Origin of the sequence: Pseudonocardia terrae (assembly GCF_021343995.1) — a bacterium.
GTDB classification, from domain to species: Bacteria; Actinomycetota; Actinomycetes; order Mycobacteriales; family Pseudonocardiaceae; genus Pseudonocardia; species Pseudonocardia terrae.
Genome location: NZ_JAJTTE010000002.1, coordinates 177069 through 198326, shown reverse-complemented (window position 1 = coordinate 198326; position 21258 = coordinate 177069). Strand labels below are relative to the sequence as shown.

At 73.6% G+C, this 21258-nt stretch carries 17 protein-coding genes; 3 read left to right on the top strand and 14 right to left on the bottom strand.

The window, feature by feature from the left end:
- Positions 1-126 precede the first annotated feature (126 nt).
- Complete coding sequence (locus tag LWC33_RS02240) at positions 127-3900, top strand: multifunctional oxoglutarate decarboxylase/oxoglutarate dehydrogenase thiamine pyrophosphate-binding subunit/dihydrolipoyllysine-residue succinyltransferase subunit (protein WP_372476535.1); 3774 nt, start codon at positions 127-129, stop codon at positions 3898-3900.
- Positions 3901-3915: 15 nt separating this feature from the next.
- A complete protein-coding gene (locus LWC33_RS02235; RefSeq protein ID WP_233302432.1) occupies positions 3916-4089 on the top strand; it encodes a DUF6104 family protein in 174 nt (57 codons plus the stop codon).
- Positions 4090-4095: 6 nt separating this feature from the next.
- On the opposite strand, the gene LWC33_RS02230 is transcribed toward LWC33_RS02235, so the two are convergent.
- The 4 genes from LWC33_RS02230 to LWC33_RS02215 are packed head-to-tail and all read right to left on the bottom strand — an operon-like array spanning position 4096 to position 7746.
- A complete protein-coding gene (locus tag LWC33_RS02230) occupies positions 4096-4473 on the bottom strand; it encodes a hypothetical protein (RefSeq protein ID WP_233302431.1) in 378 nt (125 codons plus the stop codon).
- Positions 4470-7202, bottom strand: coding sequence for an FtsK/SpoIIIE domain-containing protein (locus LWC33_RS35730; RefSeq protein WP_233302430.1), 2733 nt, complete (start codon positions 7200-7202; stop codon positions 4470-4472). Before LWC33_RS35730 ends, LWC33_RS02230 begins: the two co-directional genes overlap by 4 nt.
- A gap of 2 nt (positions 7203-7204) precedes the next feature.
- On the bottom strand, positions 7205-7453 hold the full coding sequence (locus LWC33_RS02220; RefSeq protein WP_233302429.1) for a hypothetical protein: 249 nt from the start codon (positions 7451-7453) through the stop codon (positions 7205-7207).
- Between the two features lie 32 nt (positions 7454-7485).
- Entirely contained in the window at positions 7486-7746 is a 261-nt protein-coding gene (locus LWC33_RS02215) for a hypothetical protein (RefSeq protein WP_037053182.1), read from the bottom strand.
- 173 nt (positions 7747-7919) lie between these two features.
- On the opposite strand from LWC33_RS02215, the gene LWC33_RS02210 reads away from it, so the two are divergent.
- Positions 7920-9221 (top strand): Nramp family divalent metal transporter, encoded by a 1302-nt coding sequence (locus tag LWC33_RS02210; protein ID WP_372476533.1) that lies wholly within the window; start codon positions 7920-7922, stop codon positions 9219-9221.
- Here the strand turns inward: LWC33_RS02210 and LWC33_RS02205 are convergent.
- The 10 genes from LWC33_RS02205 to LWC33_RS02160 form a co-directional block, all read right to left on the bottom strand.
- Entirely contained in the window at positions 9218-9880 is a 663-nt protein-coding gene (locus LWC33_RS02205) for a DUF5134 domain-containing protein (protein WP_233302428.1), read from the bottom strand. The two genes, LWC33_RS02210 and LWC33_RS02205, sit on opposite strands and share 4 nt — an antisense overlap.
- A 136-nt stretch (positions 9881-10016) precedes the next feature.
- Positions 10017-11609 carry a multicopper oxidase family protein gene (locus LWC33_RS02200; RefSeq protein ID WP_233302427.1) on the bottom strand — a complete coding sequence of 531 codons (1593 nt, stop codon included), beginning with the start codon at positions 11607-11609 and terminating at the stop codon, positions 10017-10019.
- 139 nt (positions 11610-11748) lie between these two features.
- The gene (locus LWC33_RS02195) at positions 11749-12192 is read right to left on the bottom strand and encodes a hypothetical protein (protein WP_233302425.1); all 444 of its coding nucleotides are present in this window, start codon (positions 12190-12192) and stop codon (positions 11749-11751) included.
- A 284-nt stretch (positions 12193-12476) separates the two neighbouring features.
- Positions 12477-13289, bottom strand: coding sequence for an MOSC domain-containing protein (locus tag LWC33_RS02190; RefSeq protein ID WP_233302424.1), 813 nt, complete (start codon positions 13287-13289; stop codon positions 12477-12479).
- A 23-nt stretch (positions 13290-13312) separates the two neighbouring features.
- Entirely contained in the window at positions 13313-14245 is a 933-nt protein-coding gene (locus LWC33_RS02185) for an ABC transporter substrate-binding protein (protein WP_233302423.1), read from the bottom strand.
- Entirely contained in the window at positions 14242-14994 is a 753-nt protein-coding gene (locus tag LWC33_RS02180) for an ABC transporter permease (protein WP_233302422.1), read from the bottom strand. Before LWC33_RS02180 ends, LWC33_RS02185 begins: the two co-directional genes overlap by 4 nt.
- Positions 14991-15641: an ABC transporter permease gene (locus LWC33_RS02175; protein WP_233302421.1), complete on the bottom strand. Its 651-nt coding sequence runs from the start codon at positions 15639-15641 to the stop codon at positions 14991-14993. Before LWC33_RS02175 ends, LWC33_RS02180 begins: the two co-directional genes overlap by 4 nt.
- Positions 15641-16711, bottom strand: coding sequence for an ABC transporter ATP-binding protein (locus tag LWC33_RS02170; RefSeq protein WP_233302420.1), 1071 nt, complete (start codon positions 16709-16711; stop codon positions 15641-15643). Before LWC33_RS02170 ends, LWC33_RS02175 begins: the two co-directional genes overlap by 1 nt.
- 131 nt (positions 16712-16842) lie before the next feature.
- Entirely contained in the window at positions 16843-19716 is a 2874-nt protein-coding gene (locus LWC33_RS02165) for a putative bifunctional diguanylate cyclase/phosphodiesterase (protein WP_233302419.1), read from the bottom strand.
- Between the two features lie 198 nt (positions 19717-19914).
- Positions 19915-21132: an NAD(P)-dependent malic enzyme gene (locus LWC33_RS02160; protein WP_233302418.1), complete on the bottom strand. Its 1218-nt coding sequence runs from the start codon at positions 21130-21132 to the stop codon at positions 19915-19917.
- Positions 21133-21258 lie beyond the last annotated feature (126 nt).

The window sequence follows — 21258 nt, the reverse complement described above, 5'->3', positions numbered from 1 at the left end:
TCGGCGACTGAAGAGCTTCGAGCGAACCAAGGCGGTTGAGAGCGCGTGTCCACCAGTAGTACGACCGGCCAAACCGGGGAGTTCGGCGCCAACCAGTTCGGCCCGAACGAGTGGCTCGTCGAGGAGATGTACCAGCGCTTCCTCGAGGATCCCAAGACGGTCGACCCGGCCTGGCACGACTTCTTCGCGGACTACAAGCCCGGCGGGTCGCTGTCGGGTGCCGCGCCCGCCGAGGACAGCCCGACCGCGCAGGGCGAGGCCGAGCGCGCGGAGGCCGACCGCGGCTCCGCCGACGCCGGGGCCGCCGACGCGACGAGTGCCGCGAAGACCGCCGCCGACCGCCCCGCCACCAGCAACGGTTCCTCTCGCACCGGAAAGCAGGACGTGCCCCCCGCCAGCACACCCACGACCAGTCCCGCCGAGCCGACCGAGGTCCGCCGCTCGGGCGATCGCGCCGCGACCACCCGCAACGGCGCGGCCCCGCCCGCCGCGAAGCCCGCCGCCGGGAGCACCTCCAAGGCCGCCGCCAAGCCGGCCGCGGAGAGCCGGGACGAGGTCCTGCCGATCCGCGGCGCGGCCAACGCCGTCGTCAAGAACATGAACGCCTCGCTCGCCGTCCCCACGGCCACGAGCGTGCGCGCGGTCCCGGCGAAGCTGCTCGCGGACAACCGCATCGTCATCAACAACCAGCTGACGCGCACCCGCGGCGGCAAGATCTCCTTCACCCACCTCATCGGCTACGCCGTGGTGAAGGCCCTCGCCGACTTCCCGACGATGAACCGGCACTTCGTGGAGACGGACGGCAAGCCCACCGTCGTCCAGCCCGAGCACGTCAACCTCGGCCTGGCCATCGACCTGCCGGGCAAGAACGGGCAGCGCTCGCTCGTCGTGGTGTCGATCAAGGGCTGCGAGCGGATGACGTTCGCGCAGTTCTGGTCCGCCTACGAGGGCATGGTCCACAAGGCGCGCAACGGCTCGCTCACCGCCGAGGACTTCCAGGGCACCACGATCTCGCTGACCAACCCGGGCACGCTGGGCACCAACCACTCGGTGCCGCGGCTGATGCAGGGTCAGGGCACGATCGTCGGCGTCGGCGCGATGGAGTACCCGGCCGAGTTCCAGGGCGCCTCCGAGGAGCGGCTCGCCCAGATCGGCGTCAGCAAGATCATCACGCTGACCTCGACCTACGACCACCGGATCATCCAGGGCGCCGAGTCCGGCGACTTCCTGCGCCGGGTGCACCGCCTGCTGCTCGGCGACGACGGCTTCTACGACGACATCTTCACGTCGCTGCGCGTGCCGTACGAGCCGGTCCGCTGGGTGCAGGACTTCCCCGAGGGCGAGGTCGACAAGACCGCGCGCGTCCTCGAGCTGATCGAGTCCTACCGCACCCGCGGCCACCTGATGGCCGACACGGACCCGCTCAACTACCGCCAGCGCCGCCACCCCGACCTCGACGTGCTCTCCCACGGCCTGACCCTGTGGGACCTCGACCGCGACTTCGCCGTCGGCGGGTTCGGCGGCGAGGCGCACATGAAGCTGCGCGACGTCCTCGGCCTGCTGCGCGACTCCTACTGCCGCACCATCGGCACTGAGTACATGCACATCGCCGACCCCGAGCAGCGCGCCTGGCTGCAGGAGCGCATCGAGGTGCCGCACCAGAAGCCCTCGGTGGTCGAGCAGAAGTACATCCTCTCGAAGCTCAACGCCGCCGAGGCGTTCGAGACCTTCCTGCAGACCAAGTACGTCGGGCAGAAGCGGTTCTCGCTGGAGGGCGGCGAGACCGTCATCCCGCTGCTCGACGCCGTGCTGGACAAGGCCGCCGAGAACGAGCTCGACGAGGTCGTCATCGGCATGCCGCACCGCGGCCGGCTCAACGTGCTGGCCAACATCGTCGGCAAGCCGATCAGCCAGATCTTCCGCGAGTTCGAGGGCAACCTCGACCCGGGCCAGGCGCACGGCTCCGGCGACGTCAAGTACCACCTGGGCGCCGAGGGCAAGTACTTCCGGATGTTCGGCGACGGCGAGACGGTCGTGTCGCTGGCCTCGAACCCGTCGCACCTGGAGGCCGTCGACCCGGTCCTCGAGGGCATCGTCCGGGCCAAGCAGGACCTGCTCGACAAGGGCGAGGGCGGTTTCACCGTCCTGCCGCTGATGATGCACGGCGACGCGGCGTTCGCCGGGCAGGGCGTGGTCGCGGAGACGCTGAACCTGGCCCTGCTGCGCGGCTACCGCACCGGCGGCACCGTCCACGTCGTCGTCAACAACCAGGTCGGCTTCACCACCGCGCCGGAGCACTCGCGCTCGTCGCAGTACTCCACGGACGTGGCGAAGATGATCGGCGCGCCGGTCTTCCACGTGAACGGCGACGACCCCGAGGCCTGCGTCTGGGTGGCCAAGCTGGCCGTCGAGTACCGGCAGCGGTGGAACAACGACGTCGTGATCGACATGATCTGCTACCGCCGCCGCGGCCACAACGAGGGCGACGACCCCTCGATGACCCAGCCGGCGATGTACGACGTGATCGACGCCAAGCGCTCGGTGCGCAAGATCTACACCGAGTCGCTGATCGGCCGCGGGGACATCACCATGGAGGAGGCCGAGCACGCGCTCAAGGACTTCTCCAACCAGCTCGAGCACGTGTTCAACGAGGTCCGCGAGCTGGAGAAGACCCCGCCCGCCGTGTCCGCCTCGGTCGAGAAGGAACAGCTCGTCCCGATGGACCTGGACACCTCGATCCCGCTCGAGGTCGTGCACCGGGTCGGCGACGTGCACGAGCACCTGCCCGAGGGCTTCACCCCGCACCAGCGGGTCAAGCCGGTGCTGGCCAAGCGCATGAAGATGTCCCGCGAGGGCGACGTCGACTGGGCCTTCGGCGAGCTGCTCGCCTTCGGCTCGCTGGCGATGGACGGCAAGCTGGTCCGGCTCTCCGGCCAGGACTCCCGGCGCGGCACGTTCGTGCAGCGGCACTCGGTGCTGATCGACCGGAAGACCGGCGAGGAGTACTACCCGCTGCGCAACCTGGCCGAGGACCAGGGCCGGTTCCTGCCCTACGACTCGGCGCTGTCGGAGTTCGCCGCGGTCGGCTTCGAGTACGGCTACTCGGTCGCCAACCCCGACGCCCTGGTCATGTGGGAGGCGCAGTTCGGTGACTTCGTCAACGGCGCCCAGTCGATCATCGACGAGTTCATCTCGTCCGGTGAGGCGAAGTGGGGCCAGTTCTCCGACATCGTGCTGCTGCTGCCGCACGGCCTGGAGGGCCAGGGCCCGGACCACAGCTCCGGCCGCATCGAACGGTTCCTGCAGCTGTGCGCGGAGGGCTCGATGACGGTCGCGCTGCCGTCGGAGCCGGCGAACTACTTCCACCTGCTGCGCCGGCACGCGCTCGACGGGGTCCGCCGCCCGCTCGTCGTCTTCACCCCGAAGTCGATGCTGCGGAACAAGGCGGTCGTCAGCCCGATCTCGGACTTCACCGGCGGCCGGTTCCGCCCGGTGATCGACGACCCGGAGTTCCGCTCCGCGGACGGGCCCTCCTCGTCGGTCAAGAAGGTCCTGCTGTGCAGCGGCAAGATCTTCTGGGAGCTGCACCAGCAGCGGCAGAAGCGCGAGATCACGGACACCGCGATCGTCCGCGTCGAGCAGCTGTACCCGGTGCCGGACCGCCAGCTGGCCTCGGTCCTGGAGCGCTACCCGAACGCCCAGGACATCCGCTGGGTCCAGGAGGAGCCGGCCAACCAGGGCGCCTGGCCGCACATGGGCCTCGAGCTGCCGGAGAAGCTGCCGGAGCGGCTCTCGGGCCTCACCCGGGTCAGCCGCCGCCGGATGGCCGCGCCGGCCGCCGGGTCGTCGAAGGTGCACGAGGTCGAGCAGCGCAAGCTGATCGACAACGCCTTCTCGTAAGGGACTTCTCGGCCGATGTACTTCACCGACCGGGGCATCGAGGAACTGGTCGAACGCCGCGGGGACGAGGCGGTCAGCGTCGAGTGGCTGGCCGCCCGCCTCCGGGCCTTCGTCGACTCGCACCCCAGCTACGAGGACGCCGTCGAACGCCTGGCCACCTTCCTCGCCCGCGACGACGAGGACGACTGAGGTCCCTCAGCGGCGGAAGCCGAAGCGGCGGCGGGCGACGAGGTCCATGAGCTCCGTGTACGTCCGGTCGACCTCGCGCTCGTAGCGTTCCAGCTGCGCGGGGTCGGCCTCGGTGTCGGGGCGTGGGAAGGGACGGACCGTCATCCACGGTTCCGCCCACAGCGCCTCCAGCGCCGACTCCCAGTGCAGCTCCACGGAGAAGCGGGTCAGGGCGGCACGCTCGCCCACCCGCCGCATCCGCGCGTCGATCCGGGCCAGCGCCTGCTCGAGGCGGGTCGCGCGCTGCTCGTCCTGCCGCCGGACCGCCCCGACCGCCTGCTCGATCCCGCTCGCGATGCGGCGGTACGCGGCGGCCGGCGACTCCGGCCGGTCCGGCATGTTCATGCGTCCTCCAGCGAGCCGGGCACGATCACGACCTCCGGCCGCGCGTGCACGGCGCGGTCGAAGAACAGGCCGCGGCCCGGGCGGGGCGCCCAGGTCGTGCCCAGGCCCGGGGCGAGGGCGCCGAGCTCGGAGCCCTGGACGTCGAGCCCGATCCAGGCGCCGACGTCGTCGACCCCGGCGGAGAGCGTCAGCAGCTGCCGCAGGCGCGTCGCGGAGCGCCACCAGCCGACCACGTGCAGACCGACCTCCGAACCGAACCGCAGCACGGTGCGGAGCGCCTCGGTGCCGGACCGCTCCAGCAGCGGATCGGCCGCGTCGGCCCCCAGGAGCAGCAGATACACCGGCCGGCGCTCGCCGCTGCCGACCCGCTCCTTCACCTCGCGCGCCAGCTCCTCGATCCGCGCGCGGAACCCGTCGAGCCCAACGGTCTCGGTCTCCCGCCCGGCCAGCGCGGCGCCGGGTAGCTCCGCCACCAGCGGCGCGACGACGAACCGGGCCTCCGCGGGCGCGGTCAGCGCCAGTGCCGCCGCGACAGCGCCCATCACCCGCAGCGCCTCGGCCGACGCGGAGGCGAGGACGGCGACGTTGCGGCCCGGCGCGTCGGGCAGCTCGACGGTGGCGGCGCTGCCCGCCATGTCGATCACCTGGCCGAGCAGGGCGCGCGGGGTGCCGTCGACCGGCACCGCGGCGAGCAGCTCGCGCACCGCGGGCGAGCGGGCCCCGTCGAACAGCCGGGGCGGCGGCCCGGCGTAGCGCTCGTGGGCGGCCCGCTGGACCTCGTCGAGATCCGATCCGGCGCCCGCGTCGGGAATCCGGGCGATCTCGTTGGCGTGCTTCATCCCGGACTCGTGGTTGACGATGGCGTGCCAGCGCGGCAGGGCGAGCGCGGCGTCGTTGAGGTTGGCCAGCACGCGGCGCGCCCGGGGCAGCGCGATCCGCAGCACGAACTGCTCGAAGATCGCCGGGCGACCCCAGAAGGCCTCGATCCCCGAGACGTCCTGGCTCGCGAACACCAGGTGGATGCCCTGCGAACGCCCGCGCCGCGCGACGTCCTCCAGCAGCGCCGTGGCCTGCTTGGTGACCTGGTCCTTCTCCGCGAACAGGTACTGGAACTCGTCGACCACCGCGACGATCCGGGGCCAGTGCCCGCGCGGATCGGCCCGCCGCAGCTCCTCGAGCTTGGTCACCTCGAAGGACTTGGCGGCCTCGGCGCGGCGGCGCATCTCGTCGGCGAGGAACTGCAGCAGCGCCAGCCCGAACTCGCGGTCGGTGTTGACGTTGATCCCGATCAGCTGGGCGTGCGGCAGCCAGCTGGTGTCCCGGCGGCCGGGCGCGAACTGGGCGAAGGACACGCCCTCCTTGAAGTCCAGCAGGTAGAAGTGCAGCTCGTGCGGGTCGTACCGGGCGGCCATCGACCCGATCATGGCCAGCAGCAGGTTGGTCTTGCCGGACCCGCTCGGCCCGCCGATCAACGCGTGCGGGGAGGCGTCGTCGAGCGCGAGCTCCACGTGCATGCCGTCGGTGAAGCCGATCGGGGTGCGCACCCCGGACTCCGACGTCAGCCGGCCCTGGCGGTCCTTCGGCAGCAGGTCGGCGAAGGTCGACACCTTGGCCCGCCAGGCCTCGTGCGCGCGGACGATCGCGCTGCATGCGTCCGTGACCTGCTGGCGGGGCAGCGGCGGGTCCGGCTCCACCCGCACGTGCGGGCCGGTCATGGAGCACCGCACGCCCTGCTTCGTGAACCGCACGGTCTCGACGGGCGCGGCGACGGTCACCGGGACGTCGAGCATCGCGAGGTGGATCCCGCAGGCCAGGCTGCTGCGGGCGATCCGCTGCAGCTGCCGCTGCTGGTCCTCGGGCAACGCGGTCCGATTGCCGGCCAGCACCACCACGACCCACGGCTCGCTGCGCCGGCCCTCGTGCGCGGCATGTGCCCGCAGCGACGGGAAGCCGCCGACCAGCACCCGGCTGTGGACCTTGCGGATCCGCTCGGACAGCTCGTCGAGCAGGTCGCCGAGCCGGTTGGGGTCGTGCGAGGTGACCAGGCCGGTGCGGGCCAACGGGTAGAGCGCGGGCATCAGCCCGTACTGGCCGACGTCCCAGACGTCGACGGTCAGGATGCCCGGCCGGAAGCACGCGAGCATGCGCATGAGCAGCTGCTCGACCAGCGCCTCGGCGGCGGGGCGGGACTCCGGTACGGAGTCGATCCGCAGGTGGGACTCGTCGAGCAGGGGCACGGCGACGGGGAACGCCTCGCCGATCTCCAGGTGCCCCGTGCCGATCCGCCACAGCTCCGGGTGGTCCTTGACGCCCTCGTTGCGCAGCAGGTCGGAGCCCGACGCGTCGGGGTCCGCCGCGCGCACGACCTCGTCGAGCCATGCAGTGCCGCGGGCTCCGGCCGGACCGGTGGCGGCGTCGGCGACGACGTCGGCGAGCGCGCGTGGTCCGTCCGGCAGCCAGCCGGAGAGACCGGCCAGCCGGTCGCGCTCGGCACGCTCGACGGCCGCGGCGAGGACCGGTGCGCGGAAGGCCGGCGCCATGGACGGGTCACCGTGCACGGCCGCGACGCCCTCGCGCCGCAGCCACAGCTCGAACATGGCCTCGGCCTGCGCGTTGACGGCCGACTCGCGCTGCCGTGCGGCCGCGCCGAGGGCGCGCGCGGCGGCGGCGTGGAACGCGTCGAACGCCGCCGTGATGCGGTCCCGGCGCGCCTTCCTCCCCGCGGCCACGACTACAGCCGAGCGCCCAGGTCGGCGACCGCGTCGCCCGCCAGGCCCACCGTCGCCGCCAGCTCGTCGACCTCCTCGCGCGCCTTCTGCAGCGCCGCCACCGGCAGGTCGGCGCCGGTCCGCTCGGTGAGCTCGGCCAGCAGGGCGGCGGCTTCACCCAGCCGCTCCGCGGCGCGCTGCGCGTGGGTACGCGCCTCGCCGGTGGCACTGCCGACGCCCTCCAGGGCGGCGCGCAGGTCGGCGATGCTCACTCCGGTGTCCTCCGGTCGGGGTGCACCCGCACCTACAGCCGGGCGGCGACGCCCTCGGCCGCCTCGATCGCCGCGTTGATGGCCTGCTGGACGTCGTCGATCTTGCTGGCAGCCTCGGCGTAGTACGCGTTGGCCTGCTCCACGTCGCTCTGCGAGCTGCCCTCGGTCACCTGCTGCAGCGCCCGCTGCGCCTCCTCGATGCTGGAGCGCGCCTGATCGAGTGCCCCCATGCTCTCCGAGGCCTTGTCGTTGGCCTGCGCGATGCCGTCCCTGACCTCTTCGATGCTCGCCACGGCCGCTTCTCGCCTCTCTCGTCGGACCCGCTACGACGGTAAAGCGGAAACGTACCGTCCGCACCCTTGCACGATCGGTGAGCCCGGTCGCACGCCAGGTGCTGCGGGACAGAGCGGACATCTCTACCGTTTCCGGGACGGGGTCGACGAAGTCGCCGGAGCGGGAGGTCACCGTGAGTACGCAGCAGGGAGTGGACCGGACCACGGAGCTCACGCCGCCCGTCGGCCTCGGGGCGAAGATCCGGCAGGTCGGGCCCGGTCTCCTGGCCGCGGCGACCGGCGTCGGTGCGGGCGACCTCGTGGCCACGATGGTCGCGGGCGCACGGTTCGGCACCGTGCTGCTCTGGGCGGCGATCCTCGGCACCGTGCTGAAGCTCGCGCTCGGCGAGGGCGTCGGCCGCTGGCACCTGGCCTCCGGCACGACCCTGCTCGACGGCTGGCGGCGGCTCGGGCGGTGGGCCACCGTCTTCTTCGGCGTCTACATCGTGGTGTGGGGCTTCGTGTACGGCGCGACGGCGATGTCCGCGGTCGGGCTGCCGCTCAACGCCCTGTTCGGCGGCCTGTCCGTGCGGTACTGGGCCATGATCGCCGGGGTCGTCGGGCTCGTGCTGGTGTGGACGCAGCGCTACGCCTTCTTCGAGAAGTTCATGACCGTGCTGGTGCTGGTCAAGTTCTGCACCGTGGTCGCGGTCGCCGTGCTGGTCGCGCCGGATCTGGGCCACCTGGCGTCGGGGCTGGTCCCGCGGCTGCCGGAGGGCTCGACGATCTACGTCCTCGGCCTCATCGGCGGCGTCGGCGGCACCATCACCATGGCCGCCTACGGCTACTGGATGTTCGCCAAGGGCTGGCGGGGCACCGGGTGGCTGTCGATGATGCGGCTGGACAATGCCATCGGCTACGTCATGACCGGCATCTTCGTGATCGCCATGCTGATCGTCGGCTCCACCCTGCTGTTCGGGCAGAACCTCACCGAGTCCGACAGCGGCCTGCTCGTGCTGGGCACCGCGCTCGACGAACGCTACGGGGCCTGGGCGCGGATCCTCTTCCTGATCGGGTTCCTGGCCGTGACCTCGACATCGCTGCTCGGGGTGTGGAACGGCGTCTCGTTCATGTTCGCCGACTGGACCCGGGCGATCCGGCTGCCGCACGGCAGGGCGGCGGAGACGGGCACCACCGTCGAGCGGTTCGCCTCGGGCGAGACCGAACGCTCGCTGCCCTTCCGCGGCTACCTGCTGTGGCTGACGATCCCGCCGATGGGCCTGCTCTTCATCGACAAGCCCTTCGGCCTGACGCTCGTCTACGGCGTGCTCGGCTCGGTCTTCATGCCGTTCCTGGCCGTCACGCTGATGCTGTTGCTCAACTCGAAGCGGGTCAGCGGGAAGGGCAGGTCGGGGTGGCTGTCGAACCTGTTCCTCGGCGCCGCCTCGGTGCTGTTCCTGGCTCTGCTCGTGACGGACGTCGTCAGCCGCTTCTAGATCATCCCGAGCAGCATCACGGCCATCGACGAGGCCATGACCAGGTGGGCGACGGCTGCGGCCCCGGGAGCGCGCAGCGCGGCGAGGCGGCCCTCGACGGGGCTGCCGGCGTGGCCGCAGCTGCCGCTGTGGACCGGAGGCGGGGCGATCTCGACGGGTGCACCGGCCGGCACGGGCTCGGTGAGGGAGATCCGCACCCGCCGGGCGGCGGCGAAACGGTCCCCGCACCGCATGACGTGCCAGGCGAAGTAGCCGGCGAGCACGATCGCGACGACCGAGGTCCAGGCCGCCGGGCTCGCCGACCCGTGGTGGGCGTGCCCGCCGGCCGGGGCGGCCTGCTCCCCCAGGCCCAGGGAGAGCATGAAGAGCATCGCGACGCCGCACACGACGTGGTGCCCGGCGTCGTCGGAGGCGGGGCCGGTGCGCAGGGCGAGCGCCGCGAACCAGGCGGCGCTCAGGCCGAAGGCGGCGATCCACACCGCGGGCGGCACGGGGTCCCCGACGGGCGAGAACATCGCCGCCATGCCGAACCCCATCACGGCGTGTGCGGCCTCCCCGGCGGCCGGGCGGCCGTCGCGGCGCGCGGTCGCGAGGCGGACGAGGTGCAGCAGCCCGAGGACGAGCGACACGCAGGCGAGGAGGGCGTTGAACCAGGCCATGTGAAGGTCGACTCCCTCGCTCCTGCGGACTCATCGGTCGCCCGGAAGCGTAGGCAGATCGGAGCAACGGAATCCATACCGTAGGCGGGTACCCACTCGGGGTGACCACCGTCCTCGTGGGCCGCGGCCGGGCGCCTCACGCTCCGTTCGTGCCGGGGACGGTCCGGATCGTCGCCATCATCGCCATGTCCTCGTGCTCGAGGTTGTGGCAGTGCAGCACGAACCGGCCCGCGAAGTCGGTGAAGCGCACGGCGACGTCCACGATCTCGCTCGGCCGCAGGTCCACCGTGTCCTTCCACCCGGCGTCGGACGGCCCGGGCCCGCGGCCGCCGCGCGCGAGGACCTGCACGGGATCGAGGTGCAGGTGGACGGGGTGGTGGACGTCGGTCCGGAACCGCCAGATCTCGGTCTCGCCCAGGGGAATGTCGGCCCGCGACGCGTCGGGATCGAAGGACCGGTCGTTGATCGTCCAGCCGGAGTGGCCGCCGACCCCGCCGCGGCGGAACACGAACTCGCGGCGCACCAGGCCGGGGACCAGGGGCTCGACCTCCGACAGCACGTCCGGGACGGCGCTGTCGTCGCGCGCGGCACGGACCACCCGGAACCGCAGCACGTCCCGGGTCGATCCGGTGCCCAACAGGTCGACGACCGTGACCTCGGTACCGACGGGGACGCGCCCGAGGTCCACGACGACGTCGCACCGCTCACCCGGCGCGACGTCGACGGTCGGCCGCTCGACCGGGACGGCGAGCAGCCCGCCGTCGGAGCCGATCTGGGTGACCGGGAGGTCCGGGCTGCCCGGCACCTGGAAGGCGAGGGAGAAGCGGCGGGCGTTCGCGCCGTTGAGGATCCGCAGGCGGTGCCGCGCGGCGTCGACCTCCGCGACGGGCCACGGGGCGCCGTTGACCAGCACGACGTCGCCCAGCACGCCCTCCATCCAGGCCGCCTCCACGCCGGGGACGCGACGCAGGCTGCGGTCGAGCGAGGGGTAGGCGAACTGGCCGTCGGCGTCGAAGGAGCGGTCGCAGAGCACGAGCGGGAACTCGCGGGGGCCGCGCGGCAACGGGAGGGCGTCCTCGACGGCATCGCGCACCAGGTGCAGGCCCATCAGCCCGCGGTAGACGGCCGGGCCGGTGAAGTCCATCCGGTGGTCGTGGTACCAGAGCGTGGCCGCGCGCTGGGTCATCGGATAGTGGTGGTCGCGGGTGCCGACGGCCAGGTCACCAGGCATGCCGTGTGGCGGTGCACCTCTGCCGACGGGGAGCAGCAGGTCGAGCGGCCAGCCGTCGGAGTCGGCCGGGGTGTGGCCGCCGTGCAGGTGCGTGACGGTCGGGACCGGCAGCTCGTTGCGATGCCGGACGACGACCGGACGACCGGTGCGCGTCTCCAGCATCGGCCCCGGGAACGTGCCGTCGTAGCCCCAGACGGTGGTGCGGGCCCCGGGCAGGATCTCGACCTCGGCCGGGCGCTGGGTGATCTCGTAGAGGTCGGCGGCGGTGCCGTCGGGGAGCGTGACGGTGCCGGACGGTCGCGCGACGGCCGGGCGCGGCAGCGGCACCTGGAACGGCGCGGGCAGGGGGCGGCCGCTGCGGAGCGCATCGCCGGTCTGGCCGGGCGGGGTGTCGATGCCGAAGGCTCCGCAGCCGGTGAGCGCGGCAGCGCCCGCGGTGGTGGCGAGGGCGCCGAGGAAGGCGCGGCGGGAGAGGTGGGGGCGGGGCGGGCGTCTCATCGCCGGCCGCCGGGGGCGATGGGGAAAGATGCGGTCGGAGTGGAGGCGGTCGAGCTGGGGGCCGTCGGGGCGGACGCGGCCGAGGCGGACCCGGTCGAGGTGATCGCCGCCGGAGTGAGCGCGGCCGGGGTGGGTGCGGTCATCGCCGGCCCGGACGGGCGGCGGGCGTCCAGACCCAGGCGGCGAGCAGGACCGAGACCGTCACGATCAGCACCCCGAGCGGGACGTGCAGGTTGAGCTGCCGGGCGTACCCGAACCCGACCTGCAGGCCCTCCGCGAAGAAGAGCACCACGGTCGCGGGCAGCACCCACCACCGCCCGCGGCCGACGAGCACGTACGCCGCGGCCCCGCCGATCAGCACCAGCCCGAGACCGGCCAGCGCGGACCCGACGATCCCGTGCACCGTGATCGCGTCGACGTCGCCGGACAGGTACAGCCCGGCGAGCAGTGGCTGCCCCAGTACGGCGAGCACGTGCACGGACAGCAGCACCCGCAGGATCCACAACGTCGCGCGCGGCCGGCGGGCGTCGGGCGGGCGCACGGAACCCGGCGCGTGTCCCGGGCCGGGGAGGGTGGTGTCCACGACAGGGACGCTAGGAACCCGGCACACCCGCGGGATCCGGGACGAACCCCGGCCCCTCCCTGAGCACACGGGTCAGGGTCTCGGGGGTGGCACGACCTCCGGTGCACCGCCCGACCTGGGCACATTCGGTCCGGCAGCCCCCGCACACCCACGAGCCCCGTCGACACCAACCGGCTGCGATCGTGATCAAGGGCAGAAGGGTGCCCGCAGACACACGGGAACACCCGTTCGCCCATGATCACGGTCAGGCGCGACCCTGCAGCGTGCGGGAGACGGGTGTGGGACTACTCCCCCACCCGCACCTCGTCCCCCGCCCGCACGGTCCCCGCGGCGAGCACCTCCGCGTACACCCCCGCACACGGGAGGACGCCGAAGCCGGGAACCTCGACCCGGTGCTCGAGGAGCGGGCGGACCGCCTCCGGGGCACGGCCGAGCGAGCCGTGCTCGAGCGTGGGCACGGAGCACCGCGGGGTCGGCAGGGTGGCGCGCAGCCGGACCTCACCGAGGGTGATCTCGCGGCCCGGCCAGTCGTTCTCCGAGAAGGGCGGGTAGCCCTCGGGCGTCTGGATGACCACGTTGGGCCGGTACCGGATCGCCTCCGCCGCGCCGATGCCGATCGCGTCGAGCGTGGCGGTGGTGATCAGGTGCACCGGCGAGTGGTCGACGAAGGCGCCGCCCGGGGTGCCCTGCGCGATCTCCAGGATCGCGTAGTCGACCTCGGCGTCGACGCCCTCGGCGAGCACGTCGACCGGGTCCGGCCGCTCGACCTCGGCGCCCTCGGGACGCTCCCCCGCCATCCGGACCCGCCGCCCGAGCAGCGCGGACAGCTCCTCGTCCGCGTCCGACGCGTCGAGCGAGCGGCCGTCCGGGAGGGTGACCCGCACGCCGTCGGACGCGGTGGCGGAGCGGCACTGCAGCAGCTGCCGCCAGCGCCTCGGGTGCTTGGCCGTGGCCACCCGGCCGGTCTCCTCGTCGAGGAGTGCGAACCGGCGGTCGCCGGCGACGCCGAGCGGGCCGACCGCGATCTCCGCGACCGGCTCGCCCAGCATCGACTTGACCGGGTAGCGGTAGAGGGCGGCGACGGTTCCTGCTGTCATCGCCCGAGCCTACCTACGGCGACCTACAGCCCCTGCTGCGCGAGCCAGTTCTTGGCGACCGTGCCGACGTCGGGCTTGTCCGCGCCCGCCAGGGTGCGGTTGAGCTCGATGAGGCCTTCGGTCGTCAGCTTGGCCTGGACCGCGTTCAGCGCCTGCTTGACGGTGTCGTTCGCCTTACTCGAGTTGATCAGCGGCACGACGTTCTGCGCGGCGAAGTTGTTGTCCGGGTCGCCGAGCACCACGAAGCCGCTGTCCTCGATGGTCGGGTCGGTGGTGAACAGGTCGGCCGCCTGGATGGTGCCGTCCTTGAGCGCGGCGACGGTGAGCGGGCCGCCCGTGTCGAGCGCCTTGAACTCCTTGAACTTCACGCCGTAGGTCTTCTCGATGCCGGGGATGCCGTCCGGCCGGGTCTGGAACTCGGACGGGCCGCCGAACGACGCCTGGCCGGCGATCGGGGCGAGGTCGCCGATGTTCTTCAGGTTGTGCTGCTGGGCGTACTGGCCCGTGACGACGACGGCGTCCTTGTTCTCGGCCGCCGCCTTGTCGAGCACCGTGAGCGGCGCCGGGACGGCCTTCTGCAGGGCGGCGTACACGGCGTCGCCCTGGGTCTCGGTGGCGTTCTTGTTGATGTACTGCAGCAGCACGCCGGTGTAGTCCGGGATGAGGTCGATGGAGCCGTCGGTGAGCGCCGGAAAGTAGACCTCGCGGCTGCCGATGTTGAAGTTCCGCTCGACCTTCACGCCCTTGGCCTCGAGTGCCTGGGCGTAGATCTCGGCGAGCACCTGGTTCTCCGGGAAGTCCGCCGAGCCGATGCGGACGGTGTCCGCCGCGGCCGGGGCCTGGCTGTTGCCGGAGGCCAGCGGGTCGTTCGAGCCCCCGCCGCCACCGCAGGCGGTGAGCCCCAGGACCAGGGCCGCCCCGGCGGCGACGAGGGAGAAGGGACGGATGAGTTTCACGGTTCGGCTCCTGCGGGCTCTCGGACGGGGACGGGTTCGGGGTTCGCGGGCGCGGGGGCGGGCCGCCCGACGGTGACGGTGGGCGAGCGGCGGCCGCCGCCGCGCAGCCCGGGCGAGACGATCGCGCGCTGCAGCAGCGCGAGCAGCCCCTCGACGACGAGCGCGAGCACGGCCACGAGGACCGCACCCGCCGCCATCTGCGGGTAGTCGCGGGTGCGCAGCCCGTCGATCAGGAAGCGGCCGAGGCCGCCGAAGCTCACGTAGGCGGCCACGGCGGCGGTCGCGATGACCTGCAGCGCCGCGCCGCGCAGGCCGCCGAGGATCAGCGGCAGCGCGTTGGGCAGCTCGACCTTGAACAGCACCTGCCACTCGCGCATCCCCATGCCGCGGGCCGCGTCGACCGCGCCGGGGTCGACGTTGCGCACACCGGAGTACGTGCCCGCCAGCAGCGGCGGGATCGCGAGGACGGCGAGCGCGAGGGTGACCGGGAGCAGCCCGATGCCCATCAGCAGCACCAGCAGGGTGAGCAGGCCGAGCTCGGGCAGCGCACGCATGCCGTTGGCCGAGCCGACGATGAGGAACCCGCCGCGGCGCCCGTGCCCGACGAGCGCACCGATCGGCAGCGCCACGACCGCGCCGAGGGCAAGCGCCAGCACCGAGTACCAGAGGTGCTCGACGAGCCGGGCCGGGATGCCGGCCGACCCGCTCCAGTGCGCGGGGTCGGCGAGCCAGGAGAACAGGGCGTTCACGCGTTCGCTCCCACGCGCGTCCAGGGCGTGCTGACCCGCCCGATCAGCACGAGCAGCCCGTCGACGACGAGGGCCAGCAGCAGGACCATCACGATGCCCGTGAGGATCTCGAGCGGGAAGTTCCGCTGGTAGCCGTCCGTGAACAGCTGCCCCAGCCCGCCGACGCCGATCAGCGCGCCCACCGAGACCAGGCTGATGTTCGACACCGCGGCCACCCGCAGCCCCGCCACGAGCACCGGGACCGCCAGCGGCAGCTCGACCGACACGAACCGCCGACCGGGCCGGTACCCCATCGCCGTGGCGGCGGCGACGACCATCGACGGGACGGCGCCGAGCGCGTCGGCCACCGAGCGGACCAGCAGGGCGACGGTGTAGATCGTCAGGGCGACGACGACGTTGAGCGGGTCGAGGATCCGGGTGCCGATGATCGCCGGCAGCACGATGAACAGCGCCAACGACGGGATCGTGTACAGGACGCTGGCCGCGGGCACGAGCACCCCGCGCAGCGCGCGGTTGCCGGCGGCGGCCCAGCCGATCGGCACCGCGAGGACCAGCCCGATCAGGACCGGGAGCAGCGCCAGGACCACGTGCTCACCCAGGAGCCCGCCGATCATGCCGAGGTTGCGCGGGATCCAGTCCCAGACCATCAGGCCGCCTCGTCCGCCCGGGAAGCGGCGAGCGCCCGCAGCACGTCGTCGGCGCTCAACGCGCCCGCGACCCGACCGTCGCCGTCGACCGCGACCCCGCGGCCGGACGGCGAGGACAGGGCGGCGTCGAGCGCGCTGCGCAGCGAGCCGGACCCGACCTCGTAGAGCGAGCCGCCGGGCACGACGGCCGCCTCCTCGACGGAGCCCCCACCCTGCACCCAGCCGAGCGGACGGCCGTCGGGGTCGACGACGAGCGACCACCCCTCGGGCGCCGGGTCGCCGACACCCACCGTGGGCAGCTCGACGAGCGGCAGCTCGTCGGACAGGAAGCCCAGCTTGCGGTAGCCGCGGTCGCGGCCGACGAACCCGTCGACGAACCCGTCCGCCGGGCGGTCGAGCAGCACGCCCGGCTCGTCGTACTGCGCGAGGACACCGCCGGTGCGGAACACCGCGACCTTGTCGCCGAGCTTCACGGCCTCGTCGATGTCGTGCGTGACGAACACGATCGTCTTGCCCAGCTCGCCCTGCAGCCGCAGCAGCTCCTCCTGCAGGCTCTCCCGCACCACCGGGTCGACCGCGCTGAACGGCTCGTCCATCAGCAGCACGGGCGGGTCGGCGGCGAGGGCCCGGGCCACGCCGACGCGCTGCTGCTGACCGCCGGACAGCTGCGCGGGGTACCGCGACGCCATCTCCGGGGCCAGGCCCACGACCTCCATCAGCTCGTCCGCCCGCGCCCGGGCCTTGCGCCTGCTCCAGCCGAGCAGCAGCGGGACGGTGGCGATGTTGTCGCGGATCGTCTTGTGCGGGAACAGCCCGGCCTGCTGGATCACGTAGCCGATGCCGCGGCGCAGCTCCGCCGCGTCGCCCGACATCACGTCGCGGCCGTCGACGGTCACCGTGCCCTCGGTCGGCGCGATCATCCTGTTGATCATCCGGAGGGACGTGGTCTTGCCGCAGCCGGACGGCCCGACGAACACCGTGACCTTGCCGGCGTCCACGGTCAGGTCCAGCCCGTCGACCGCGACGGTCCCGTCCGGGAACCGCTTCGTCACGCCGCGGAACTCGATCACGCGGGGTTTCCCCTCGTCCCGGCGACCGCCTTCCGGCCGCCATGGTGCGACGAGGCTATCCGGAGGCACCGACAGGAGCGAACCGGACGACCAAGTGTGATCGGCTCGCGACCCGTCCGGTCATTCGGCGATCAGGCTCCCATCGAGCGGGCGGGCGTCGGCAGCCGGCCCCCCGCGAGCACCCGGTGCAGGTCCTCGGGCGCCAGCGCCCGGGAGAACAGCCACCCCTGGTAGGCGTCGACGCCGAGGCCGCGCAGCACGTGGAACTGCTCGGCCGTCTCGACCCCCTCGGCCACCGTGGTCCGCCCCATCGCGCGGGCCATGTCGACGACGGCGCGGGCGACCGCGAAGTCCGCCGGGTCCGTCCCGACGCCCGTGACGAACGCCCGGTCCACCTTGACCGTCTGGGTGGGCAGCTCCTTGAGCCGGGCCAGCGAGGAGTAGCCGGTGCCGAAGTCGTCGACGGCGAACCGGACCCCGCGTGCCGTGAGCTCGGCCATGACCTCGCGTGCCGCCCGCGGCAGGGCGACGAGACTGGTCTCCACCAGCTCGAGGATCAACCGGTCCCACGGCAGCCCGGAGGCGGCGACGATCCGGGTCACCTCCTCGAGGAACCCCGGCTCGCTGGGCAGCAGGCCCGCGAGGTTCACGGCGACCGCGGCCCGGCCCGGCCAGGTCGCGGCCTCGTTCACCGCGGTCCGCAGCACCCACAGGTCGAGGTCGCGCAGCATGCCCGCGCGCTCGGCGACCGGCAGGAACTCGCCCGGCGAGATCGTCCCGCGCTCCGGGTGCGGCCAGCGCACCAGCGCCTCCGCCGAGACCACCGAGCCGTCCGGCCCGACGACGGGCTGGTACTGCAGTGCGAGCCGATCCTCGGCCAGCGCGGCGCGCAGCTCGCCCTCCAGCTCGAGCTGCCGGTCGGCGGACTCCACGACCGCGGACGACGCGGTGGCGACCCCACCCCGCTCCGTGCGCTTGGCCTCGTGCATCGCGACCTCGGCGTAGCGCAGCAGGTCGCCGGCCTCCACGGCTTCGCCCGCGCGGACGTCGGGGGTCGCGACGCCGACCGTGGCGGTGAGCTGCACCGGCCGCCCGTGCACGCCCAGCGTGCCGCCCAGCAGCCCGGCGACGGTGCGGGCCAGGGCCTCGGGGCCACCGGTGAGGGTGTGGTCGGCGCAGATCACGACGAACTCGTCGCCGGCCAGCCGGGCCGGGGTGCAGCCGACGGGCAGCTCGCGGCGCAGCCGCGCGGCCGTGGTGACCAGCAGCTCGTCGCCCGCCTCGTGGCCGAGGGAGGAGTTGACCCGCGCGAAGTCGTCGAGGTCGCCGCAGACCACGGCGACCCGGTCGCCGTCGGGCCCCGCGAGCAGGTCGGCGACGAGGTCGAGTGCGGCCGCGCGGTTCGGCAGCCGGGTCAGGACGTCGACGGCGGTGCCTGCGTCGCGCTGCGGGGCGGCCGGGACGGCCGCGGTGGCCACGACCAGCCAGAACGGGTCGCCGTCGTCGGAGGTCGAGGCGGTGACGGCGAGCGCGACCGTGATCCGGGTGCCGTCCCCCCGCAGCAGCGTGACGGCCGGGAGCCGGTACCCGTGGCCGCCGCCGGTGGGGATGCGGCGCAGCCAGCCGGGCAGGGCGGCCGGTGCGGCGTCGGGCTGCGGCTCGGCGTCGGCGGTCAGGTCGAGGGCGGTCCGCCCCCGCAGCTCCACCAGCGGCCGGCCGAGGAGCGTGCAGAAGGCCTCGTTGGCGTCGGCGAGCCGGCCCGCCGCGTCGAACAGCCCGACGCCGTCGGGCACGGTGGACAGCAGGTCGGCGAACCGTCGGGCGGAGTGCCGGCCGCCCTCGGCGAGCCGCTGCGCGGTCACGTCGCGGACCATGCCGGCCAGGCGCACGGGTACTCCGTCGAGGCCCCGCTCGACGCCGGCCCGGCAGCTGAGCACACGGTCGCCGGGCAGCCGCAGCTCGACGTGGTGGTCGAACGGGCCCGAGCCGGTACGCAGTGCCCGGCAGAGCGCCGCCACCTGCTCGCCCTCGACCGGCCCGTACGGGCCGTCGGGGACCACGCCGACGTCGCGGTACAGCTCCTCGAGCGACGCGCTGCGCCGGAACGTGGCCGTGGCCAGCTCGAACGTCCAGGTGCCGACCCGGGCGAGCCGCTCGAGCTCGGCGGTCCAGCGCCGGTCGGCGCGCGGCGGCTCGCCCAGCTCCACGAGGACGACGGTGCGCAGATCGCCGGGCAGGTCCCAGCGGACGGCGCGCACCCGGACCGTGGTGCCGTCGGCGCGCAGCAGGCGGGCGTCGGCGTCGGGCCCGGTGAGCAGCCCGCCCAGCCGCACCCCCAATGGCTCCGCGGGGCGGCCGGCGAGCTGCAGGAACGCGTCGTTGACGCGGAGGATCCGGTCCGCGCCGTCGCAGACGACCGCGGGCGCCGCCGGCAGCGGCACGACGTCGATCCGCTCGCCGAACAGCGCGGACAGCGGCAGGGCCGCGGTGCCGAAGGCGGCGTCGCGCAGCGCGGAGGACACGGACGGCAGGCCGTCGGGATCGGTCCCCGGCTCGAGCGGGAGCGCGTGCGGGCCGCCGGCCGGCTCCGGGGGCGCGACCAGCTGCACGACGCCCGGCTCGGTGCGTACCTCGGGCTCACCCGGCTCCTCGCGCTCCTGCAGGGAGCGGCCGAGGGAACCCGACGCCGGGCGCCGGGTCTGGCCCGGCACCTGGCCCCCGGAGGGCGCGGAGATCGCCCGGGCGAGGCGGTCGGCGAAACGGACCTGCTCGGGGCGCGGCGGGACGTTGTCCGCCCGCCGCCGGTCCGCGCGCCGGACCGAGTCCGGCAGGTCGATGCCGGCCGGACCGACCGCCGGACCGCCACCCGGACCGCCGTCGACGAAGTCGTCGTCGGACGGACCGGCGAGGTCCTCCTCGTCGACCGGGTCCCCGGTGGAGGCGTCGGGGACGCCCGACCGGGCAGGCTCGTCCGCCGCCTCGCCGCGCCCTCCGAAGCCGCTCACCGTGCCCCCCACGTGCTCGCCGTGCGTACCGGGGCCCGTCGTCGGGCCCCCTGTACGGGGCACAACGAGCGACTGCTCCACTCGATCCGGGGATACCGCTCGAACGGGCTACTCCGACCCGAGTGAGTTACCGCACTCTGTCGTACGCTGGGTGATCACGTGCACCGAGCGACGGAAGAACGCCAGGTGGAACCCCTCTCAGCGATCACTCTCCGTGACACCGGCGGCCGGGTCCCGCCGGGCCGCCTCGGCGACGGCGGCCGCCACCTCGGGCGCGACCCGCGGGTCGAACGGGCTGGGCACGATCCGGTCGGCCGCGAGATCGTCGGCGGCCACGGAGAAGATCGCGTTCGCGGCGGCCAGCTTCATGCCCTCGGTGATCCGGCGGGCGCCGGCGTCGAGCGCGCCGCGGAACACCCCCGGGAACGCCAGCACGTTGTTGATCTGGTTCGGGAAGTCGCTGCGCCCGGTCGCGACGACGGCGGCGTACCGCGCGGCGATCTCCGGGTGGACCTCCGGGTCCGGGTTGGACAGCGCGAACACGAAGGGGTCCGGCGCCATCGTGGTCAGGACCTCCTCGGGCAGGGTCGCGCTGGAGAGCCCGACGAAGACGTCGGCGCCGCGCAGCGCGTCGGCCAGACCGCCGGTGACCCCGCGCGGGTTCGTCTCGGCGGCGAGCTCGGCCTTGATCCCGCCGCGGGCGGCGTCGATCACCCCGCGCGAGTCGAGGACGACGACGTCCGTGGCCCCGGCCGCGACCAGGATCCGGGCGCAGGCCACCCCCGCGGCGCCGGCGCCCGAGACCACGATCCGCAACGACGACAGCGGGCGGCCGGTGGTGGCGCAGGCGCCCTGCAGCGCGGCGAGCAGCACGATCGCGGTGCCGTGCTGGTCGTCGTGCATGACCGGGCAGTCGAGCGCCTCGACGAGCCGGCGCTCCAGCTCGAAGCAGCGCGGGGCGGCGACGTCCTCGAGGTTCACCGCGCCGAAGCTGGGCCGCAGCCGGACCAGGGTCTCGACGATCTCGTCGACGTCGGTGGTGTCGAGGACCAGCGGGATCGAGTCCAGCCCGCCGAAGGTCTTGAACAGCGCGGACTTGCCCTCCATCACGGGCAGCGACGCGCGCGGGCCGATGTCGCCGAGGCCGAGGACGGCGGTGCCGTCGCTGACCACCGCGACCAGCCGGTCGGTCCAGGTGTAGCGGCGGGCCAGCGCCGGCTCGGCGGCGATCGCCCGGCTGACCTCGGCGACGCCCGGGGTGTAGGCGATGGCCAGGTCACGGGCGTCGCGCAGCGGCGTGGACAGCCCGGTGGCGAGCTTGCCGCCCTCGTGCGAGGCGAAGATCTCCTCGCGGGTGGGGGCGGGCGCGCTCGTGGACAGGTCGGAGGACAGGGTGCGCTCGGGAGAGACGGTCATGGAAGGACTCCGGTACGGGTGCGGTGGACGCTCGCGTGCGTCCCTACTCGCCGTGCACCGGGGGCAGGTCTCGCCGGGTCGGTGCCGGACGGCCCCCTCGATCCGGCCCCGCGGGATGCGGCGGGG

Excerpts from the sequence above, each read along its gene's own strand:
- LWC33_RS02240 (WP_372476535.1), top strand. The coding sequence starts at position 127 with ATGTACCAGCGCTTCCTCGAGGATCCCAAGACGGTCGACCCGGCCTGG.
- LWC33_RS02235 (WP_233302432.1), top strand. The coding sequence starts at position 3,916 with ATGTACTTCACCGACCGGGGCATCGAGGAACTGGTCGAACGCCGCGGG.
- LWC33_RS02230 (WP_233302431.1), bottom strand. The coding sequence starts at position 4,473 with ATGAACATGCCGGACCGGCCGGAGTCGCCGGCCGCCGCGTACCGCCGC.
- LWC33_RS02205 (WP_233302428.1), bottom strand. The coding sequence starts at position 9,880 with ATGGCCTGGTTCAACGCCCTCCTCGCCTGCGTGTCGCTCGTCCTCGGG.
- LWC33_RS02200 (WP_233302427.1), bottom strand. The coding sequence starts at position 11,609 with ATGAGACGCCCGCCCCGCCCCCACCTCTCCCGCCGCGCCTTCCTCGGC.
- LWC33_RS02190 (WP_233302424.1), bottom strand. The coding sequence starts at position 13,289 with ATGACAGCAGGAACCGTCGCCGCCCTCTACCGCTACCCGGTCAAGTCG.
- LWC33_RS02175 (WP_233302421.1), bottom strand. The coding sequence starts at position 15,641 with ATGGTCTGGGACTGGATCCCGCGCAACCTCGGCATGATCGGCGGGCTC.
- LWC33_RS02160 (WP_233302418.1), bottom strand. The coding sequence starts at position 21,132 with ATGACCGTCTCTCCCGAGCGCACCCTGTCCTCCGACCTGTCCACGAGC.